The organism is Bradyrhizobium quebecense (assembly GCF_013373795.3).
GTDB lineage: Bacteria > Pseudomonadota > Alphaproteobacteria > Rhizobiales > Xanthobacteraceae > Bradyrhizobium > Bradyrhizobium quebecense.
This window is the reverse complement of record NZ_CP088022.1, coordinates 4,858,807-4,874,600: the sequence shown is the minus strand read 5'-3', so window position 1 is coordinate 4,874,600 and position 15,794 is coordinate 4,858,807. Positions and strand designations below refer to the sequence as shown.

17 protein-coding genes are annotated in these 15,794 nt (G+C 62.5%); 14 read left to right on the top strand and 3 right to left on the bottom strand.

The genetic code is table 11. The annotated features are described in order from the left end of the window. Positions 1–29 precede the first annotated feature (29 nt). From HU230_RS23545 to HU230_RS23515, 7 genes are all read left to right on the top strand, one after another. Positions 30–902, top strand: a complete 873-nt coding sequence (locus HU230_RS23545; protein ID WP_092116278.1) for a branched-chain amino acid ABC transporter permease — start codon at positions 30–32, stop codon at positions 900–902. Continuing rightward, positions 899–1,933, top strand: a complete 1,035-nt coding sequence (locus HU230_RS23540; protein ID WP_176529641.1) for a branched-chain amino acid ABC transporter permease — start codon at positions 899–901, stop codon at positions 1,931–1,933. The genes HU230_RS23545 and HU230_RS23540 overlap by 4 nt, the downstream gene beginning before the upstream one ends. Further along, positions 1,930–2,736 (top strand): ABC transporter ATP-binding protein, encoded by an 807-nt coding sequence (locus HU230_RS23535; RefSeq protein ID WP_224924548.1) that lies wholly within the window; start codon positions 1,930–1,932, stop codon positions 2,734–2,736. Before HU230_RS23540 ends, HU230_RS23535 begins: the two co-directional genes overlap by 4 nt. After that, the gene (locus HU230_RS23530) at positions 2,723–3,427 is read left to right on the top strand and encodes an ABC transporter ATP-binding protein (protein WP_176529642.1); all 705 of its coding nucleotides are present in this window, start codon (positions 2,723–2,725) and stop codon (positions 3,425–3,427) included. The genes HU230_RS23535 and HU230_RS23530 overlap by 14 nt, the downstream gene beginning before the upstream one ends. Positions 3,428–3,779: 352 nt before the next feature. Next, positions 3,780–4,904, top strand: a complete 1,125-nt coding sequence (locus tag HU230_RS23525) for a Re/Si-specific NAD(P)(+) transhydrogenase subunit alpha (protein ID WP_176533681.1) — start codon at positions 3,780–3,782, stop codon at positions 4,902–4,904. Between the two features lie 11 nt (positions 4,905–4,915). Then, positions 4,916–5,233 carry a proton-translocating transhydrogenase family protein gene (locus HU230_RS23520; protein WP_016841609.1) on the top strand — a complete coding sequence of 106 codons (318 nt, stop codon included), beginning with the start codon at positions 4,916–4,918 and terminating at the stop codon, positions 5,231–5,233. 43 nt (positions 5,234–5,276) lie between these two features. Continuing rightward, complete coding sequence (locus HU230_RS23515) at positions 5,277–6,674, top strand: NAD(P)(+) transhydrogenase (Re/Si-specific) subunit beta (RefSeq protein WP_176529643.1); 1,398 nt, start codon at positions 5,277–5,279, stop codon at positions 6,672–6,674. A 573-nt stretch (positions 6,675–7,247) separates the two neighbouring features. On the opposite strand, the gene HU230_RS23510 is transcribed toward HU230_RS23515, so the two are convergent. Both HU230_RS23510 and HU230_RS23505 read right to left on the bottom strand, forming a co-directional pair. Continuing rightward, complete coding sequence (locus HU230_RS23510) at positions 7,248–7,799, bottom strand: thiamine pyrophosphate-dependent enzyme (RefSeq protein WP_176529645.1); 552 nt, start codon at positions 7,797–7,799, stop codon at positions 7,248–7,250. 71 nt (positions 7,800–7,870) lie between these two features. Beyond that, positions 7,871–8,395, bottom strand: a complete 525-nt coding sequence (locus tag HU230_RS23505) for a thiamine pyrophosphate-binding protein (RefSeq protein ID WP_176529646.1) — start codon at positions 8,393–8,395, stop codon at positions 7,871–7,873. Positions 8,396–8,594: 199 nt separating this feature from the next. Here HU230_RS23505 and HU230_RS23500 point away from each other — a divergent pair, with 199 nt between their 5' ends. From HU230_RS23500 to HU230_RS23480, 5 genes are all read left to right on the top strand, one after another. Further along, positions 8,595–9,608, top strand: a complete 1,014-nt coding sequence (locus HU230_RS23500; RefSeq protein ID WP_176529647.1) for an ABC transporter substrate-binding protein — start codon at positions 8,595–8,597, stop codon at positions 9,606–9,608. Between the two features lie 25 nt (positions 9,609–9,633). Then, entirely contained in the window at positions 9,634–10,488 is an 855-nt protein-coding gene (locus HU230_RS23495; protein WP_176529648.1) for an ABC transporter permease, read from the top strand. Next, on the top strand, positions 10,488–11,309 hold the full coding sequence (locus HU230_RS23490) for an ABC transporter permease (RefSeq protein ID WP_176529649.1): 822 nt from the start codon (positions 10,488–10,490) through the stop codon (positions 11,307–11,309). Before HU230_RS23495 ends, HU230_RS23490 begins: the two co-directional genes overlap by 1 nt. Before the next feature lie 12 nt (positions 11,310–11,321). Continuing rightward, positions 11,322–12,422: an ABC transporter ATP-binding protein gene (locus HU230_RS23485; protein ID WP_210284189.1), complete on the top strand. Its 1,101-nt coding sequence runs from the start codon at positions 11,322–11,324 to the stop codon at positions 12,420–12,422. Positions 12,423–12,576: 154 nt separating this feature from the next. Further along, positions 12,577–13,137, top strand: a complete 561-nt coding sequence (locus tag HU230_RS23480; protein WP_176529650.1) for a hypothetical protein — start codon at positions 12,577–12,579, stop codon at positions 13,135–13,137. 156 nt (positions 13,138–13,293) lie between these two features. On the opposite strand, the gene HU230_RS23475 is transcribed toward HU230_RS23480, so the two are convergent. Next, a complete protein-coding gene (locus HU230_RS23475) occupies positions 13,294–14,466 on the bottom strand; it encodes an ABC transporter substrate-binding protein (RefSeq protein ID WP_338077469.1) in 1,173 nt (390 codons plus the stop codon). A 219-nt stretch (positions 14,467–14,685) separates the two neighbouring features. Between HU230_RS23475 and HU230_RS23470 the strand changes: the two genes are divergently transcribed. Together HU230_RS23470 and HU230_RS23465 are read left to right on the top strand one after the other, a co-directional pair. Beyond that, a complete protein-coding gene (locus HU230_RS23470; RefSeq protein ID WP_176529652.1) occupies positions 14,686–15,345 on the top strand; it encodes a helix-turn-helix domain-containing protein in 660 nt (219 codons plus the stop codon). A gap of 3 nt (positions 15,346–15,348) precedes the next feature. After that, positions 15,349–15,786 (top strand): cupin domain-containing protein, encoded by a 438-nt coding sequence (locus HU230_RS23465; protein WP_176529653.1) that lies wholly within the window; start codon positions 15,349–15,351, stop codon positions 15,784–15,786. The last annotated feature ends 8 nt before the right edge of the window (positions 15,787–15,794 follow it).

Genomic DNA, 15,794 nt, shown 5'->3' with positions numbered 1-15,794 from the left:
TCAGCGGTCTTCCGGCCGAAAAAATCAGCATGACCGAGCTTCTGCAACACATCGTCAACACGCTCATTCTGGGCAGCACCTACGCCCTGCTGGGCATTGGGCTCACGCTCATCTTCGGCATCATGCGCGTCGTCAATTTCGCGCACGGTGAGCTCTACTCCTTCGGGGCCTATGCGCTGTATTTCGTCGGCGTGATGCTCGGCCTCAACTTCTTTCTTGCGCTGATCGTGGCGGTGGTCCTGGGCTGCTTTGCCGGTGCGCTGATCGAGGTCGTCTTGCTGCGCCCGATGCGTGGTGCGGACATCGATACGACCATGCTGGTCATGATCGGCGCCATGATCGTGATGCAGAATGGCGAGCAGTTCGTCTGGGGTGGTGTCGCGAAGTCGGTTTCGACGCCGTTCCCGGAACTTCCGCTCGTCATTGGTTCGATTTCGGTGTCCTGGTTGCGCCTGTTCGTCTTCTGCGCTGCCCTTGCCCTGATCGGCGTGTCCTATCTCCTGATCAACCGCACAAAACTCGGCAAGGCGATGCGCGCCACCTTCCAGGATCGTGATGCTGCTTCGCTCATGGGCGTCAACATCCAGTTCATCTACATGGCGACGTTCGCGATCGGCTCGAGCCTCGCGGCAGCGGCGGGTGCATTGCTCGGACCCGTCTACGTCATCTCCCCGCAAATGGGTAATCTCGCTTCGCTGAAGGCTTTCGCCATCGTCATCCTGGGCGGTCTCGGCAGCATCGGCGGGGCCACGATCGGCGGCTTCTTGCTGGCGTTGGCCGAGGAGCTTGGTGCCGGATACGTTTCGTCGGGCTACCGCGATGCCATGGGCTTTCTGATCATCATCGTCGTTCTCCTCTTCAAGCCGACCGGCCTCTTTGCACGCGCGGAGCGGATCGGATGAAGCGATTGATCCCCTATATCGCGCTCGCCGCATTCGCATCGGTCCCGCTTTGGCTGCACGATCCCTATTTGCTGAACGCCTTCATCACGACGGGTATCCTCATTGTCGCGGCGATGAGCCTCAATCTCCTGCTCGGATACACCGGACAGCTGAGCCTTGGTCACGTCGCATTCTTTGGAATTGGAGCCTACACCAGCGCGCTGGTGTCGCTGGGCTTCGATGTCGAACTGATCGGCGGTATCCGCGTGGTTCACGAACCCTGGCCGGTCTGGACCGGGTTTGTGATCGGCACCCTGGTTGCAGCGCTCTGCGGCTACGCCGTCGGGAAGCTGTCCTTCAAGGTGCGGGGCGCTTACTTCGTCATCGTGACCATCAGCTTTGCGGAAGTGGTCCGGCTGGTCGCGCTGAACTGGGTAGAGTTGACCCAAGGGCCGCTGGCCTTGACCTCGATCCCGCCGATGACGCTGGGCGTGCCCGGAGTTGGCTACCTCGACTTCTACAGCAAGCAATCCAACTACTATCTCGTGCTTGCTGTGCTCGTGGTGTCCTACATCGTCATCCAGCGTCTGGTTTATTCCCGCGTCGGGCGCGCGATGATCGCGCTCAAGGAGAACGAGTCGCTCGCGGTTTCGGTCGGCATCGACGTCACCCGCTATTTGGTGCTGGCCGCGGTGTTTTCGGCCGGCATCGCGGGGGCCGCCGGCAGCCTCTACGCCCATTACCTCAAGATCATCGATCCCGACGTGTTTGCGTTTCTTTACACGGTCACGATGGTGATCATGGTGATCTCGGGCGGCAAGGGCACCCTTGCGGGACCCATCGTTGGCGGCCTCATCTTCGGCTTCATTCCCGTCGCCGCCCGGTCTTTCGCTACCCCCGAGATTCAGTGGATCCTCTATGGCCTGCTGATGATCATCATCGTCTTCGTGTTGCCGAAGGGCATTGTCCCCGCAGTCGAGAAGTGGTTCGCAGCGCCTAGCACTCGCGCGGGGCCGGAGCCTCTCCAAGCCAAGATGCACGACACGCCATGAGCACCATGCCCTCCAGCGTTCCGCAGCCAGTTCTGTCCGTTGAACATATCGCCGTGCATTTCGGCGGACTGATTGCGATCACCGATATGAGCTTCGTCGTCAACCAGGGTGAGATTGTCAGCCTGATTGGACCGAACGGCGCCGGCAAGACGACGGCCTTCAACGTCATCACCGGCTTTCTGCGGCCGACCAAGGGCGAGGTGCGCTATAAGAATACCTCGCTCAGCAACCTCAAGCCGCATGAAGTCACCTCGCTCGGCCTGGCGCGGACCTTTCAGCGCACCAGCGTGTTCCAGAGCGTGACTGTCTTCGAGAACGTGATGATCGGCTTGCACCGGCGGAGCCGGTCGACATTGCTGGATACGCTGCTCGCGCTGCCGCGCGAAGGGCGCGCGGAGGCGGAGTTGAGGAATCTTGCGCACGAGCTGCTCGAGATCGTCGGGATCGCGCGCCGTGCCGACGAACTCGCCGGGTCGCTGTCTTACGGCGACCAGCGTCTGCTCGGCGTCGCCCTTGCACTTGCGACCGACCCGTCGATGCTTTTGCTGGATGAGCCGGTATCGGGCATGAACGCGACGGAAACCGCGCGGTTCATGGAGCTGCTCAACAAGTTGCACGGCCGCGGCATGTCGATCCTGCTGGTGGAACACGATGTGCCCATGGTCATGGGCGTCTCCGATCGCATCGTCGTGCTCAACTACGGCCGCATCATCGCCGAAGGGCCGCCTGCGGCGATCCGCGGCAATCCCGAGGTCATTCGTGCCTATCTCGGTGAAGGAGCCAGCCGGCATGCTGCACATTAATGGTCTTGTTTGCCGATACGGCAAGGTCGAGGCCCTCAAGGGCGTCACCTTGTCGATCGGGCAGGGGCAGCTGGTCGCTCTGATCGGAGCGAACGGTGCGGGCAAAAGCACGACGTTGCGGGCGATCTCGGGAATCCTGCCTTCAGCGGCCGGACGGATTACGTTCGACGGCCACGACATTACGAAGTGCTCGGCGCGGGAGATCCTGAGCAAGGGAATCGCCCACTGCCCCGAAGGGCGGCGTGTATTCCCCGACATGACCGTCGACGAAAATCTCGACATGGGCGCGTATCTGCGCTCCGACCGTCGGGAGATCGCGGCGGATCGGGAGCGGATCTTCGGGATGTTTCCGCGATTGGCCGAACGCCGGCATCAGGTTGCCGGGACACTATCCGGCGGCGAGCAGCAGATGCTGGCGATCGGGCGCGCGATCATGTCCAAGCCCAGGCTCATGATGTTCGACGAGCCATCGCTCGGCCTTGCGCCCAACATCGTCGAACAGGTGTTCTCGATCATCGATAGCATCAGGAAATCCGGGACGACGGTCTTGATGGTCGAACAGAACGCCTACTCGGCGCTCGAGATGTGCGACTATGCCTACCTTCTGGAGACCGGTTCGATCGTTCTTTCCGGGAGTGGCAAGGATCTCATCGACGATGAACATGTGCGATCTGCCTACTTGGGCGGATGACGGCAGGTGAGCAGGAATGACGAGACTCTCATGGGCGGTGCGGCGCGAGCGAGGGACGAGGTGGGTTCCGACGAATGCCTGGTGCTTCTCGCGTCGTTCATGAGGGTGCGGGATCGAAAGGCTCGTGCTGAGATTGTCAAGTTTGCGCAACGATGCGCCGACTTCGAGCCCGGCGGAATTGTCTCCTTTGGGCTCGAGACGCCGCGCGATTGATGCGTCGGCGTTGCCAAGCCGGAAAATCCTGCGACGCGGGCGGCCCCCTGGGATCGATGACGATCCTCTGGGATATGCCGTGCTTGCGTCGCGGATTTGGTGAATGACCTCGTTGGTTCTCAAGAGTGGTGCTGTGAGTGTGAAGATCGCCGTTGCCAAGGAAATCGATGCGTCCGAGCCGCGGGTTGCGGTTTCGCCCGATACCATCAAGAAGTTCAAGGCGCTGGGCGCCGAGGTCGCGGTCGAGCCGGGCGCGGGCGTCAAGTCGGGGCTGCCCGATTCGGAGCTTGTCGCGGCCGGCGCCACCGTCAGCGCCGATGCGCTCAAGGATGCCGACATCATCATCAAGGTGAAGCGGCCGGAGGCCTCCGAACTGGCGAAGTACAAGCGCGGTGCGCTCGTGATCGCGATCATGGATCCCTACGGCAACGAGACCGCGCTGAAGGCGATGGCCGATGCCGGCGTGTCGGCGTTTGCGATGGAGCTGATGCCGCGCATCACCCGCGCCCAGGTGATGGATGTGCTGTCCTCGCAGGCCAATCTCGCCGGCTACCGCGCGGTGATCGAGGGCGCCGAGGCGTTCGGCCGCGCCTTCCCGATGATGATGACCGCGGCCGGCACCATTCCGGCCGCCAAAGTGTTCGTGATGGGCGTCGGCGTCGCCGGCCTGCAGGCGATCGCGACCGCGCGGCGGCTCGGGGCCGTCGTCACCGCGACCGACGTGCGGCCCGCCACCAAGGAGCAGGTGGAGAGCTTGGGTGCGAAATTCCTCGCCGTCGAGGACGAGGAGTTCAAGAACGCGCAGACCGCCGGCGGCTACGCCAAGGAGATGTCGAAAGAGTATCAGGCCAAGCAGGCCGCGCTGACCGCCGAGCACATCAAGAAGCAGGACATCGTGATCACCACCGCGCTGATCCCGGGCCGTCCGGCGCCGAAGCTCGTCAGCGGCGAGATGGTCAAATCGATGAAGCCGGGCTCGGTGCTGGTCGATCTCGCGGTCGAGCGTGGCGGCAATGTCGAGGGCGCGAGGCCTGGCGAGGTGGTCGAGACCGACGGCATCAAGATCGTCGGCTACACCAATGTCGCCGGCCGGGTCGCCGCCTCGGCCTCGAGCCTGTATGCGCGCAATCTGTTCTCGTTCATCGAGACGATGGTCGACAAGGCCAGCAAGGCGCTCGCGGTCAATTGGGACGACGAGCTGGTGAAGGCCACCGCGCTGACCAGGGACGGCGCCGTCATCCATCCCAACTTCCAGCCGAAGTAAGGAGAGAAGCCATGGAGCATCTCGCGCAGGCCGTCGATCCGTTCGTGTTCCGGCTGTCGATCTTCGTTCTTGCCGTGTTCGTCGGCTACTTCGTGGTGTGGTCGGTGACCCCCGCGCTGCATACCCCGCTGATGAGCGTGACCAACGCGATCTCCTCGGTGATCGTGGTCGGTGCGCTGCTCGCGGTCGGCGTCGGCATGGTGTCGAGCGGCTCGGGCTGGGCCCGCGGCTTCGGCTTCGTGGCGCTGATCTTCGCCTGCGTGAACATCTTCGGCGGCTTCCTGGTCACCCAGCGCATGCTGGCGATGTACAAGAAGAAAGCCAAGTGAGCGGCGTGCACCTCGGGGTGACGAAGACAAAGGGGGACCTGAGATGAACGCCAATCTGGCTGCTGTTCTGTACCTCGTGGCGGGGGGGCTGTTCATCCTGTCGCTGCGCGGCCTGTCGAGCCCGGCATCGTCGCGCCAGGGCAATTTCTTCGGCATGATCGGCATGGCGATCGCGGTCGCCACCACGCTGGCGAGCCATCCGCCGGCCGATGGCGTGGCCTGGCTCCTGGTGATCGTCGCGATCGCGATCGGCGGCAGCATCGGTGCCGTGATTGCGCGCCGGGTGCCGATGACCTCGATGCCGGAGCTGGTCGCCGCGTTCCATTCGCTGGTCGGCATGGCCGCGGTGCTGGTCGCGGCCGGCGCGTTCTACGCGCCCGAGGCGTTCGACATCGGCACGCCCGGCAACATCCATCCGCAGAGCCTGGTCGAGATGTCGCTCGGCGTCGCGATCGGCGCCCTGACCTTCACCGGCTCGGTGATCGCGTTCCTGAAGCTGTCGGCCCGGATGAGCGGCGCGCCGATCATCCTGCCGTTCCGCCACGTCATCAATATCGTGCTGGCACTGGCGCTGGTGTTCTTCATCGTCGGCCTGGTGATGTCGGGCAGCGCGCTCGACTTCTGGCTGATCACGATCATCGCGCTGGCGCTCGGCGTCTTGATGATCATCCCGATCGGCGGCGCCGACATGCCGGTCGTGATCTCGATGCTGAACTCGTACTCCGGCTGGGCCGCGGCCGGCATCGGCTTCACGCTCGGCAACTCGGCGCTGATCATCACCGGCGCGCTGGTCGGCTCGTCGGGCGCGATCCTGTCCTACATCATGTGCCATGCGATGAACCGCTCGTTCATCTCGGTGATCCTCGGCGGCTTCGGCGGCGAGACCGCGGCGGCCGGCGGCGGCTCGGGCGAGCAGAAGCCCGCCAAGCTTGGCTCGGCGGACGATGCCGCCTTCATCATGAAGAACGCCTCCAAGGTCATCATCGTGCCCGGCTACGGCATGGCGGTGGCGCAGGCCCAGCACGCGCTGCGCGAGATGGCCGACCTCCTGAAGAAGGAAGGCGTCGAGGTGAAGTACGCCATTCACCCGGTTGCGGGCCGCATGCCCGGCCACATGAACGTGCTGCTGGCCGAGGCCAACGTGCCCTATGACGAGGTGTTCGAGCTCGAGGACATCAACTCGGAGTTCGCCCAGGCCGACATCGCGTTCGTGATCGGCGCCAACGACGTCACCAACCCGGCCGCCGAAGAGGACAAGACCTCGCCGATCTACGGCATGCCGGTGCTGCAGGTCTGGAAGGCCGGCACCGTGATGTTCATCAAGCGCTCGCTGGCCTCAGGCTATGCCGGCATCGACAACCCGCTGTTCTACCGCGACAACACCATGATGCTGCTCGGCGACGCCAAGAAGGTCACCGAGAACATCGTCAAGGCGATGTAAGGCACGCGGCGAATGGCGCGCGCCTGTGCCAGGGCCTTGCGATTGGCTAAGCCGGAAGCAGATGGCCTATGAAGCGCCGGATCCGATCGGGTCCCGCGGCGATAGAGTGCGGCCCAGGATGAGCTCGAGGGAAGGCCATGCCTCACCGGATGACGAGCAAATCCACATGAGCAAGGCCTGGGGCACCGGCATTCGATGCTCGCTGCGTTGCGGCTGACCCGCAGCCGCTGTCTCACCAAACTTCGTCTGGACCGGGGAGCGGCCGTCATTGAAGTGAATAACGGGCATGCCGACGGAAATCGACGCGGCCACATCAATCCGCAAGGCGTCGTGGTTGCGATGCATCGTTGTCGTCGTCCTCATCAAGAGCGAGCAAACCAGCGAATACTCCATGGGTCCCATGCATCGTACTATGTGATGGACGACCGACAAGTTCAAAGTTTCGACGTCCTGTGCCTAAGATCGCAGCGTCGTCCGACAGCCTGGCGGTATGCCGGAGCGCCTAAAAAAAGCGGCCCGCTTCGGCAACGAAGCGGACCGCAACGGGCGTTGTGCAAGGGAAATGCCGGCTGGCTAGGGCCGCTCGAGCATCCCGCCGCCGAACAGCGTCGGGATGTAACGTGGTGCCTCAATCGCAGCCATGAAGCGATGTTTTGTCGCGACCGGATCGAGTGAGATCGGCGGCCGCACGACTTCGATGTCGGGCTCCGTCGCCAGAACCAGGACTCCGACGCCATCGCGCCTTTCGGCCGCGGCGATGCCGGCGGCGAGTGCGCTCGACGCATTCAGGTTCTCGGCGTGCTTGATTCCCGAGGCGCGCGCCAGCTGTGCCAGATCGAGCGTCGCGTTGGTCAAGGCTTGGCCACCCGAAGCTGCGTGAACGCCGTTCTGGATCAGGAGAATGGTGAGATTTGACGGGTTCATCGCGCCAATCGTGACGAGCGCGCCCATATGCATGAGCACGGCGCCATCGCCTTCGACAGCAATGACCGGACGATCCGGTTGAGCGAGCGCCAGGCCCAGCGCCAGGGGGAGTGTCAGTCCCATGGCGTCTTCGAAGTAGAAGTTCTCCGGTGCGTGATGCAGCGATGCCCACAAATACGAAGCATTGCCGAGCGACGTCACGACGAGCGCGCGGGACGGCAGACTGTCGGCAAGCGCCCTGTAGTGATCCGACCGGGTCGGTCGTGCATTGGTCACCACTGGATATCCTCCCGACCCATGAGCAGGGCAAACGGACACGAAGCCTCTTCCGCATAGGTTGCGGCATGTTCGACCTGGGGACCGATCGGGCGGTATCGGTCGGTGCAGGTATGCGCGAGGCCGATGCCGCGGAAGACCGGCTCCGTCGCTCGGCCCTTCGGCACATGATAGAAGACCGGATCATCGGGCGTGCCGCGGTAGGACACCAGCATCAGAAGCGGAAATTGATAGCGCTGCGCAAGCGACACCATGCCCGCACCCATGCTGAGCACGCCGGCGTTCTGCACGAGCAGGGCGGTGCGCACGCCACCGAGCCGGCTTCCACAAGCGATCGCAAGCGCCTCCTCTTCATGCGTTGCGCGCACCAGCGTCATGCCCGGCTCCTGGTCGATGCGAATGAGGATTTCGCCCAGCCAGCTGTCGGGGACAGAGACGACGGTGCCGAAACCAAGACGCCTGAGCGTATTGAGAACGGCAGACGGCCGATGGGCCTCTAAAGCTTCCGTCGATGTCTTCATCGACTGCCTCCGTGATTTCAACCAACCTGGCGCGCAGGCTAATCGCAAAAGGTACTATTGTCGATAAGACAAACCTATTGCGGGTCGATGAGGTGCCTGATAAAAGGTACTATTAAGCAGATGATAAGTTTAATTTCATGACCGAGGATTGCAGCTGGAGCCGGGCGCTGCATTCCCTCGCTGGAGGGAGACTGCAGCTATGCTTCGCCTTTGGTCCGTGTTGATCGCTGTTCTGATTGCATTGCCGGCTCACGCACAAGACAAGCTCGTTGTCAGTATCTGGGGCGGCAGTTGGCGCGATCTGGTGGCCGCGACGGTGGCCAGGAAATTCACCGCCGAAACCGGCGTCCCTGTCGAATTCGTCACAGGCGGCACCATCGATCGACTGAACAAGGAAAAGCTCGCCAAGGGAAATCCCGAAAGCGACGTGACGTTCACGACGTCGCATGTCGGGTGGCTCTATGCCAATGACGGGTTGTTCGAGACGATCGATACATCGAAGATCCCCAATGCGAAGAACCTCGCGGACGAGGCGCGGATCAGTCCCTACCATCTCGCCGCCTGGGCCTATGTCTATACGATCGGCTACCGCCCCGATCTGATCAAGGACACCAAGTTCGAGAGCTGGAATGATCTCTGGAAGCCGGAGCTGAAGGACAAGCTTGCCGCTCCGGATTTCGATCCCGGTCACATCATTGCGGTCGCCGCCATTCTTGCCGGCGCCGACCCGGCCCATTGGGAAAAAGGCGAGGAGAAGCTCAAGGCGCTCAAGCCAAACTTCAAGGCGTTCTACACCAACGATGCCAACAGCCAGCAACTGCTCGCGAGCGGCGAGACGCCGGTGCAGATCGTGCTTTCGATGAACGCCTACTACATGATCGGGCAGGGCATTCCGATCACGCTCGCGATGCCGAAAGAGGGCGCGGTGCTGGGAATCGACACCGTCGCGGTCATGAAGGGGTCGAAGAAGGTTGACCTCGCATACAAGTTCATCAACGCGCTCTACGACCCCGAAATTCAGGCTGAGATCTCGAAGCAGAAGAAGGGGAGCCCGGCAGTCCTCAACGCGAAGATCGATCCTGAAATCGCCAAGCTTCCGGGCGTCTTCACGTCGGCGGAGCAATGGAAGCAGCAGATCAACATCGACGCCAGGCTGCGCGCCAACAAGACGGCGGAATGGCGCAAATGGTTTGCCGAAAACATCATGAACTGATCCGTTGCCAGATCGGTCCCGCATCATGAATCAGCAGCAACCATTTCTGCGCATCTTCACGGCGCCGGCGACGCTCTGTGCGATCGGGTTCCTCGCGGCGATGGTTGCGGTTCTGCAATACAGCCTCAGGGCCTACGTGCCGGGATCGCTCGACCCCGGCGGATTTACGCTCGGGAATTTCGCCGACCTTCTCAAACCGCTCTACGCGCGCGTGTTTCTCGATACCGTCGTCGTGTGCGCGATGACCGCAGTCGTGACGCTGATCGTCGGATATCCGCTGGCCTATGCGCTTGTGCGCGTCGAACAGCCGATCCTCCACTCCATTCTCCTCGTGATTGTCGTGACGCCGCTGTTTCTGGGCGAGGTCGTTCGCACCTATGCGTGGATCATCGTCCTGGGCAACAACGGCTTCATCAATTCCTTGCTGATGTCGCTCGGCTTCATCGGCAAGCCGCTGCAGCTGATGTTCACGCCATTCGGCGTTGTGGTTGCTCTCGTGCATGTCACGCTGCCGGTCATGGTCATCATGCTGGCTGCCGGATTGTCCCATATCGACCGCGACTATTCCCGCGCGGCTGAAAGCCTGGGAGCCGGTCCGATTCGCGTGTTCCTCTCCGTGACATTGCCGCTGTCCTTGCCCGGCGTGGTCGCGGGCACCACGACGGCATTCGCCTGGACGTTCTCGGCATTCGCCACGCCGCAGCTGATCGGCGGCGGCCGCGTCAATATGATCTCCAATTTGGTCTACCAGCTTGGATTTTCAAGCTTCAACTTTCCCTTCGCCGCGACATTGTGCGTGGCCGGGCTGGCTTTGACCGCCCTGGTGCTTGGACTGCTTCAGCTTGCCTCCCGACCGCTTCAGAAGATGGAGGTGCATTGATGATCCCGCGCTCGACCTATCAGAGAGTGCTCGGCTGGGTCGGATTGTTGACGGTGCTCGTCATCATCGCTTTTCTTGTGCTGCCGGCGGTAGTCGTGACAATCGCCGCGTTCAACGACAAGCCTATCCTGTCATTCCCGCCGCAGACCTGGTCGTGGCGATGGTTTGGTCAGGCCCTCGCCTATGAAGACTTCCGGCAAGGGTTCCTCAACGGCCTGATCGTCACGGCCTGGAGCTCGACGATCGCGCTGTGCGTTGGCGGCATGTTCGCTTTTGTCATCGACCGGTACAAGTTTCCGCTCAAGTCCGCCATCGAAGGAATCCTGATTTCGCCGTTGGTGATTCCGCACTTCACGGTAGGGCTCGGTTTTCTCATCCTCGCGGCGCAAGTCGGCCTGAGCCGCGGTTTTGCGGTCGTCGTGATCTGCCACGTTATCCTGGTGCTGCCGTTCGTGCTGCGCAGCGTGTATGTCTCGCTGAGGAATCTCGATCAGAGCTACGAACACGCAGCATCGAGCCTCGGCGCCGGACCGCTTCGCGTCCTGACCACCGTCACCCTGCCGCTGCTGCTGCCCGGGCTCGTCAGCGGCTGGCTGTTCGCAGCCATCCTCTCGTTTAACGAGTTCACGGCCTCGCTGTTCGTGACTTCGCAGCGGACCCAGACGCTTCCTGTCGCGATGTACAATTACGTGCGCGAGTTCGCCGATCCGTCGATGGCGGCATTGTCGGTCATGTATATCGTCGGCACCGCCGCCTTGATCGCCTTTGCCAATGCGTTCCTGGGCCTCGGCAAGGTCCTCAATATCGAGCAGTCTCACTAGGGAGCACGGATCTTGAAGCCGTCTGCGAACGTTGAAGGGGAACAAACGGCGGTCCATTTCGACGCCGTGACCAAGCGATTTGACGATGTCGTGGCCCTGAACGCGGTTACGCTCGGCGTTGGCCGCAGCGAGTTCGTGACGCTGCTCGGTCCATCAGGATGCGGCAAGACCACGCTGCTCAAGCTGGCCGCGGGCTTTCTGAGGCCGGACGGCGGTTCGATCTCGATCGAAGGCAAGCGCGTGAATGACATTCCGACCTACCAGCGCGGCATCGGCATGATGTTTCAGAACTACGCGCTGTTTCCGCACATGAGTGTGGCGGAAAACGTCGCCTATGGTCTGAAGACGCGGCGGGTCCCCAGGGTTGAGCGGGACAAGCGCGTCGCCGATGCGCTGGCGCTGGTCAAGCTGAAGGGCATGGAGAACCGCAAGCCCCGGCAATTGTCCGGCGGTCAGCAGCAGCGCGTTGCGCTCGCGCGTGCTCTCGTCATCAACCCGACCGTCCTGCTGCTCGACGAGCCGTTCTCGGCGCTGGACAAGAGCCTGCGGACCTCGATGCAGGTGGAGCTGCGGGAAATTCAGCGCAAGCTGGGTCTGACCACGATCTTTGTGACGCATGACCAAGGCGAGGCCTTGAGCATGTCCGATCGTGTGGCTGTCATGTCCGAGGGCCGTATCAGGCAACTCGGAAGCCCTGTCGACGTCTACCGCAGCCCGGCGGACCCGTTCGTGGCCGGCTTTGTCGGCGACAATAACAGGCTGCGTGGCCAGCTTGTGAGTATGCAGGCCAAGCAAGCGACCGTCGCGCTCGGCGATGCCCTGGTGAAGGTGCCGGGCGAGAGCCTGTCCGGGCTCGAGAAGTCCGCGGCGGTTGACCTCTTCGTCCGCCCCGAGCAGTTTAGCATTGTGGCGCCCGAGGAGCCGTGCGCCATCAAGGGCAGCGTTGTTGCTCAGATCTACCAGGGTGGCCACGTCGATCTTCAGATCGAGTGCGCCGGGGAGCGGCTGCTGGTGCGATCCCCGGGCGAGCAGGCCATTCTGCGCTGGCCAATGGGGGCGCCTGTCGGCATTGCCATTCAGGCAGATCGGTGCTCGGCATTTCCGGCAGCCTGATCGCAGTCGTCTTTCGCAGCGGCGTGCGGGTGAAGGAATCAAGCTTGCGGTATATTGTGGGGCCTGGTTTGGCGGCACCCATCTTGTTGTTTCCTGCGGTGTCGTTGGCGCCGCTGTCACTTGGCATCTGGTCGCGCAACTCTGGAGAGAATACTTGATTCAGACCCAATCGATCACGGCAGCCGAGGCGATCAGCACGTACATCGAGGCAAAGGACCGAAACCTGCCCCAGCTCATGAAGCGTGCGTTCGTGCAGGAGTGTGAGCTCCAGATGCAGCTCCTGACCGACGTAATCTCTTTTCCAAGCTCCGCTCATGGATTGGAGAGCGTCACCGACGTTCTCGTACGAAACTTTGGATCGCAGTATGAGAATGTGCGCACCGTCTGCCTCTCGCGCCCTGAGTCCAATCGCCTTCCACAGTTTCAATGCGACTGGCTGGTGGGGATGTCAAACAAGTCCGACGGCGACGTTCGCGTCGGTTGCGGCGAGTACACTTGGGATTTTGATGCCGCCGGAGACGGTCGCGTCAAGCGGCTGCTCATCAAGATTGAGTTCATGTGTGTGCTGCCGGCTGTCTATCAGACGCCCGTCCTGCAATGGCTTTCGGCTATCCCCTATCCTTGGTCGTCATACGGTGAAGCGCGCGCAGGTTTGCCCTCGATCGACGCCTTGATGCCGATTGCTCAATTTCTTCGGCGGGAAGCGCGCAACTGACTTCGGCAGTTGAACGCCGGCGAGCGGTCTATCGATTTCAGACTTCGACGGCGAAAGCCCGCCTGACGCAGCCCAAAAGACGTCGCTCGCCAACCTGCATACAGGCCGTTATGGGCGATGGCGGACGATGGTGTTTGCCACCGTCCGCCTGCGTCGTCACTGCGAGACCAGCTCGCAGCCACCCTCGCCGAGCGGGCGGAAGGCTTGCTCGGCGGGAATCGTCGCGACGATGTCGTAGTAGTCCCATCGTCGGCTCGAGGCCGCCGGTGTCTTGACGCGCGCCAGATACATGTCGTGCACGAACTGGCCATCCGTGCGGACCGTGCCGCGAGCAAACGAATCGGCAACCGGCAGTTCGCGTATCTTGGCTGCGACAGCAAGGCCATCATCGGAATTTGCGGCCTGCACCGCACGCAAGTAGTGCCGCACGGCCGAATAGACGCCGGCCTGGGTCATGGTCGGCATCCGCCCAGTCTTCTCAAAGAACTTGTTGGCCCACGCCCGCGACTCGGCATCGCGGTCCCAATAGTATGCGGTGACGAACTGCAGGTTCTGCGCGGCGGCAAGGCCCATCGCGTCGACGTCGGTGAGGAACACGGTCGGCGCCACCAATGCCTGCCCGCGGGTGATGCCGAACTCGGCTGCCTGCTTCACCGAGTTGGTCATGTCGGCGCCGGCATTGGCCAGCGCGATCACCTTGGCGCCGGACGCCTGCGCCTGCAGCAGCACCGAACTGAAGTCGGCGGTGTTGAGCGGGTGGCGCACCTCGCCGATCACCTTGCCGCCGCCGTTCTCGACCGCGCGGCGCATGTCGGCGGCGAAGGCGTGTCCGAACGAATAGTCCACCGTGATCAGGAACCAGCTGTCGAGCTTTTGCGCCGTGAGCGCGCGCGCGAGGCCGTAGCCGTTGGTATAGCTCGTGTAGATCCACTGGAACGAGGTCCGGGTGCAGGCCTTGCCGGTGAAGTCCGAGGAGGCCGATGCGTTCAGCACGATCTTGTTGCGTTCCTTGGCGAGAGCGGTCACCGCGAAACCCACGCCCGAATTGGAAATGTCGGCAACGGCATCGACCTTCTCCGTGTCGAACCAGCGCCGCACGATGCCAAGTCCGATGTCCGGCTTGTTCTGGTGATCGGCCGAGACGATCTCGACCGGTGCGCCGCCGATGCTGTTGCCGAACTCCTCCGCCGCCATCTTCGCCGCGACGACCGAGCCTTCGCCGCCGAGGTCGGCATAGGCGCCGGAGCGGTCGTTGAGGATCCCGATGCGGATCACATTGTCGGACATGGCGGCGTGCGCGACGTGAATGTGCAGCAGCGTCGCGGTCATCGCCGCGCATAAGTGCCTGAGAGTGGTTGTCATGGTCGGGTGCTCCTCCGGAGGTCGTGTTGTTTGCTGTTTGGTTTTGTTGCGTGATACGCAATTCGCTTGTGCATCGATGCGGAGAACCACTGGCATCTCCCGCGATTTCAACATCGGACACAATGAAAATTGCTTGTAGAGCAATTTTTGTTGACAAGGAAGCAAATTAGGGGGAGGGTCGGAGCAATGAAAACGCAGGACGAGACGCTGGCGAGGCTTGGAGCACGCATTCGCTCGTTGCGGGAGGAGCGTGGCATGAAGCTGAAGGATCTGGCCGACACCACCGGGCTGTCCGACGCCTTCGTGTCTCGCCTCGAGCGCGGGCAGGTGTCGAGCTCCGTTGCCAATCTGATCCAGATCGCGCAGGCGCTCGACATTGGCGTCAGCGAATTGTTTGCCGCGCCGCAGGACCAGTCGCGCAGCCACGTCACGCTGCATCGCCATGGCGACGATGGTGAAGACCAGAGCATCCCGAGCACCGGCTATCGCTGGCGATTGTTCGCGGGCGGCATGCCGAACGACGATCTGGAGGTGTTTCACCTCTCGTTCCCGCGCAAGAACCGGATGGACCTGATGGTGTCGCATCCGGGACAGGAATACTGCTACGTGATCAGCGGGCGCATCCGTTTCCACGTCGGCGCCGAGGTGTTCGATCTCGCGCCCGGTGAAGGCATTTTCCTCAATTCCGAGCTGCCGCACCGCGCCGACAACATCAGCGAGGACGAAGCGCGCATCCTGATGGTGGTCGCGAAGTCGCCGCAGAAGGCCGAGCATTTCGACTGGTGGCGCGTGCCGAGCGCCGCCACCCCGCCTCGATCACCCAAGAGCAAGCCCCAAGGAGACTGATCCATGCAGACCGCAACCGCGACCGGCAGGCACCTGCCGTATGAGGCGAAGCACATCGACGATGTGGAGTGGGAGACGATCCGCTGGCCTGGCGAGACCGGCAAGATGCTGTTCCACCCGCGGCCGGAGCGGCCGACCGAGCCGAACGCGGGTATCTTGCGGCTGGAGCCGGGCGCACATCATCCGATCCACAATCACGAGTTCGCGCAGGTCTGGTACGTCCTGAGCGGCGAATTCAGGATCGACGACAATCTCTACACGCCGGGCACGATGATCTTTCATCCGGACCCGCATTTCGAAGGCAAGTTCGAGACCGCGACCGGTGGCGATATCCTGATCGTGCAATATCCCGGTCCGACCACCGGCGGGCGGCCGATCTATGCGGGGCGCTTCAACATGGAGCAGCGTCGCGACATCGCCGAAGAACGCACTGATCTCTGATCAATCGG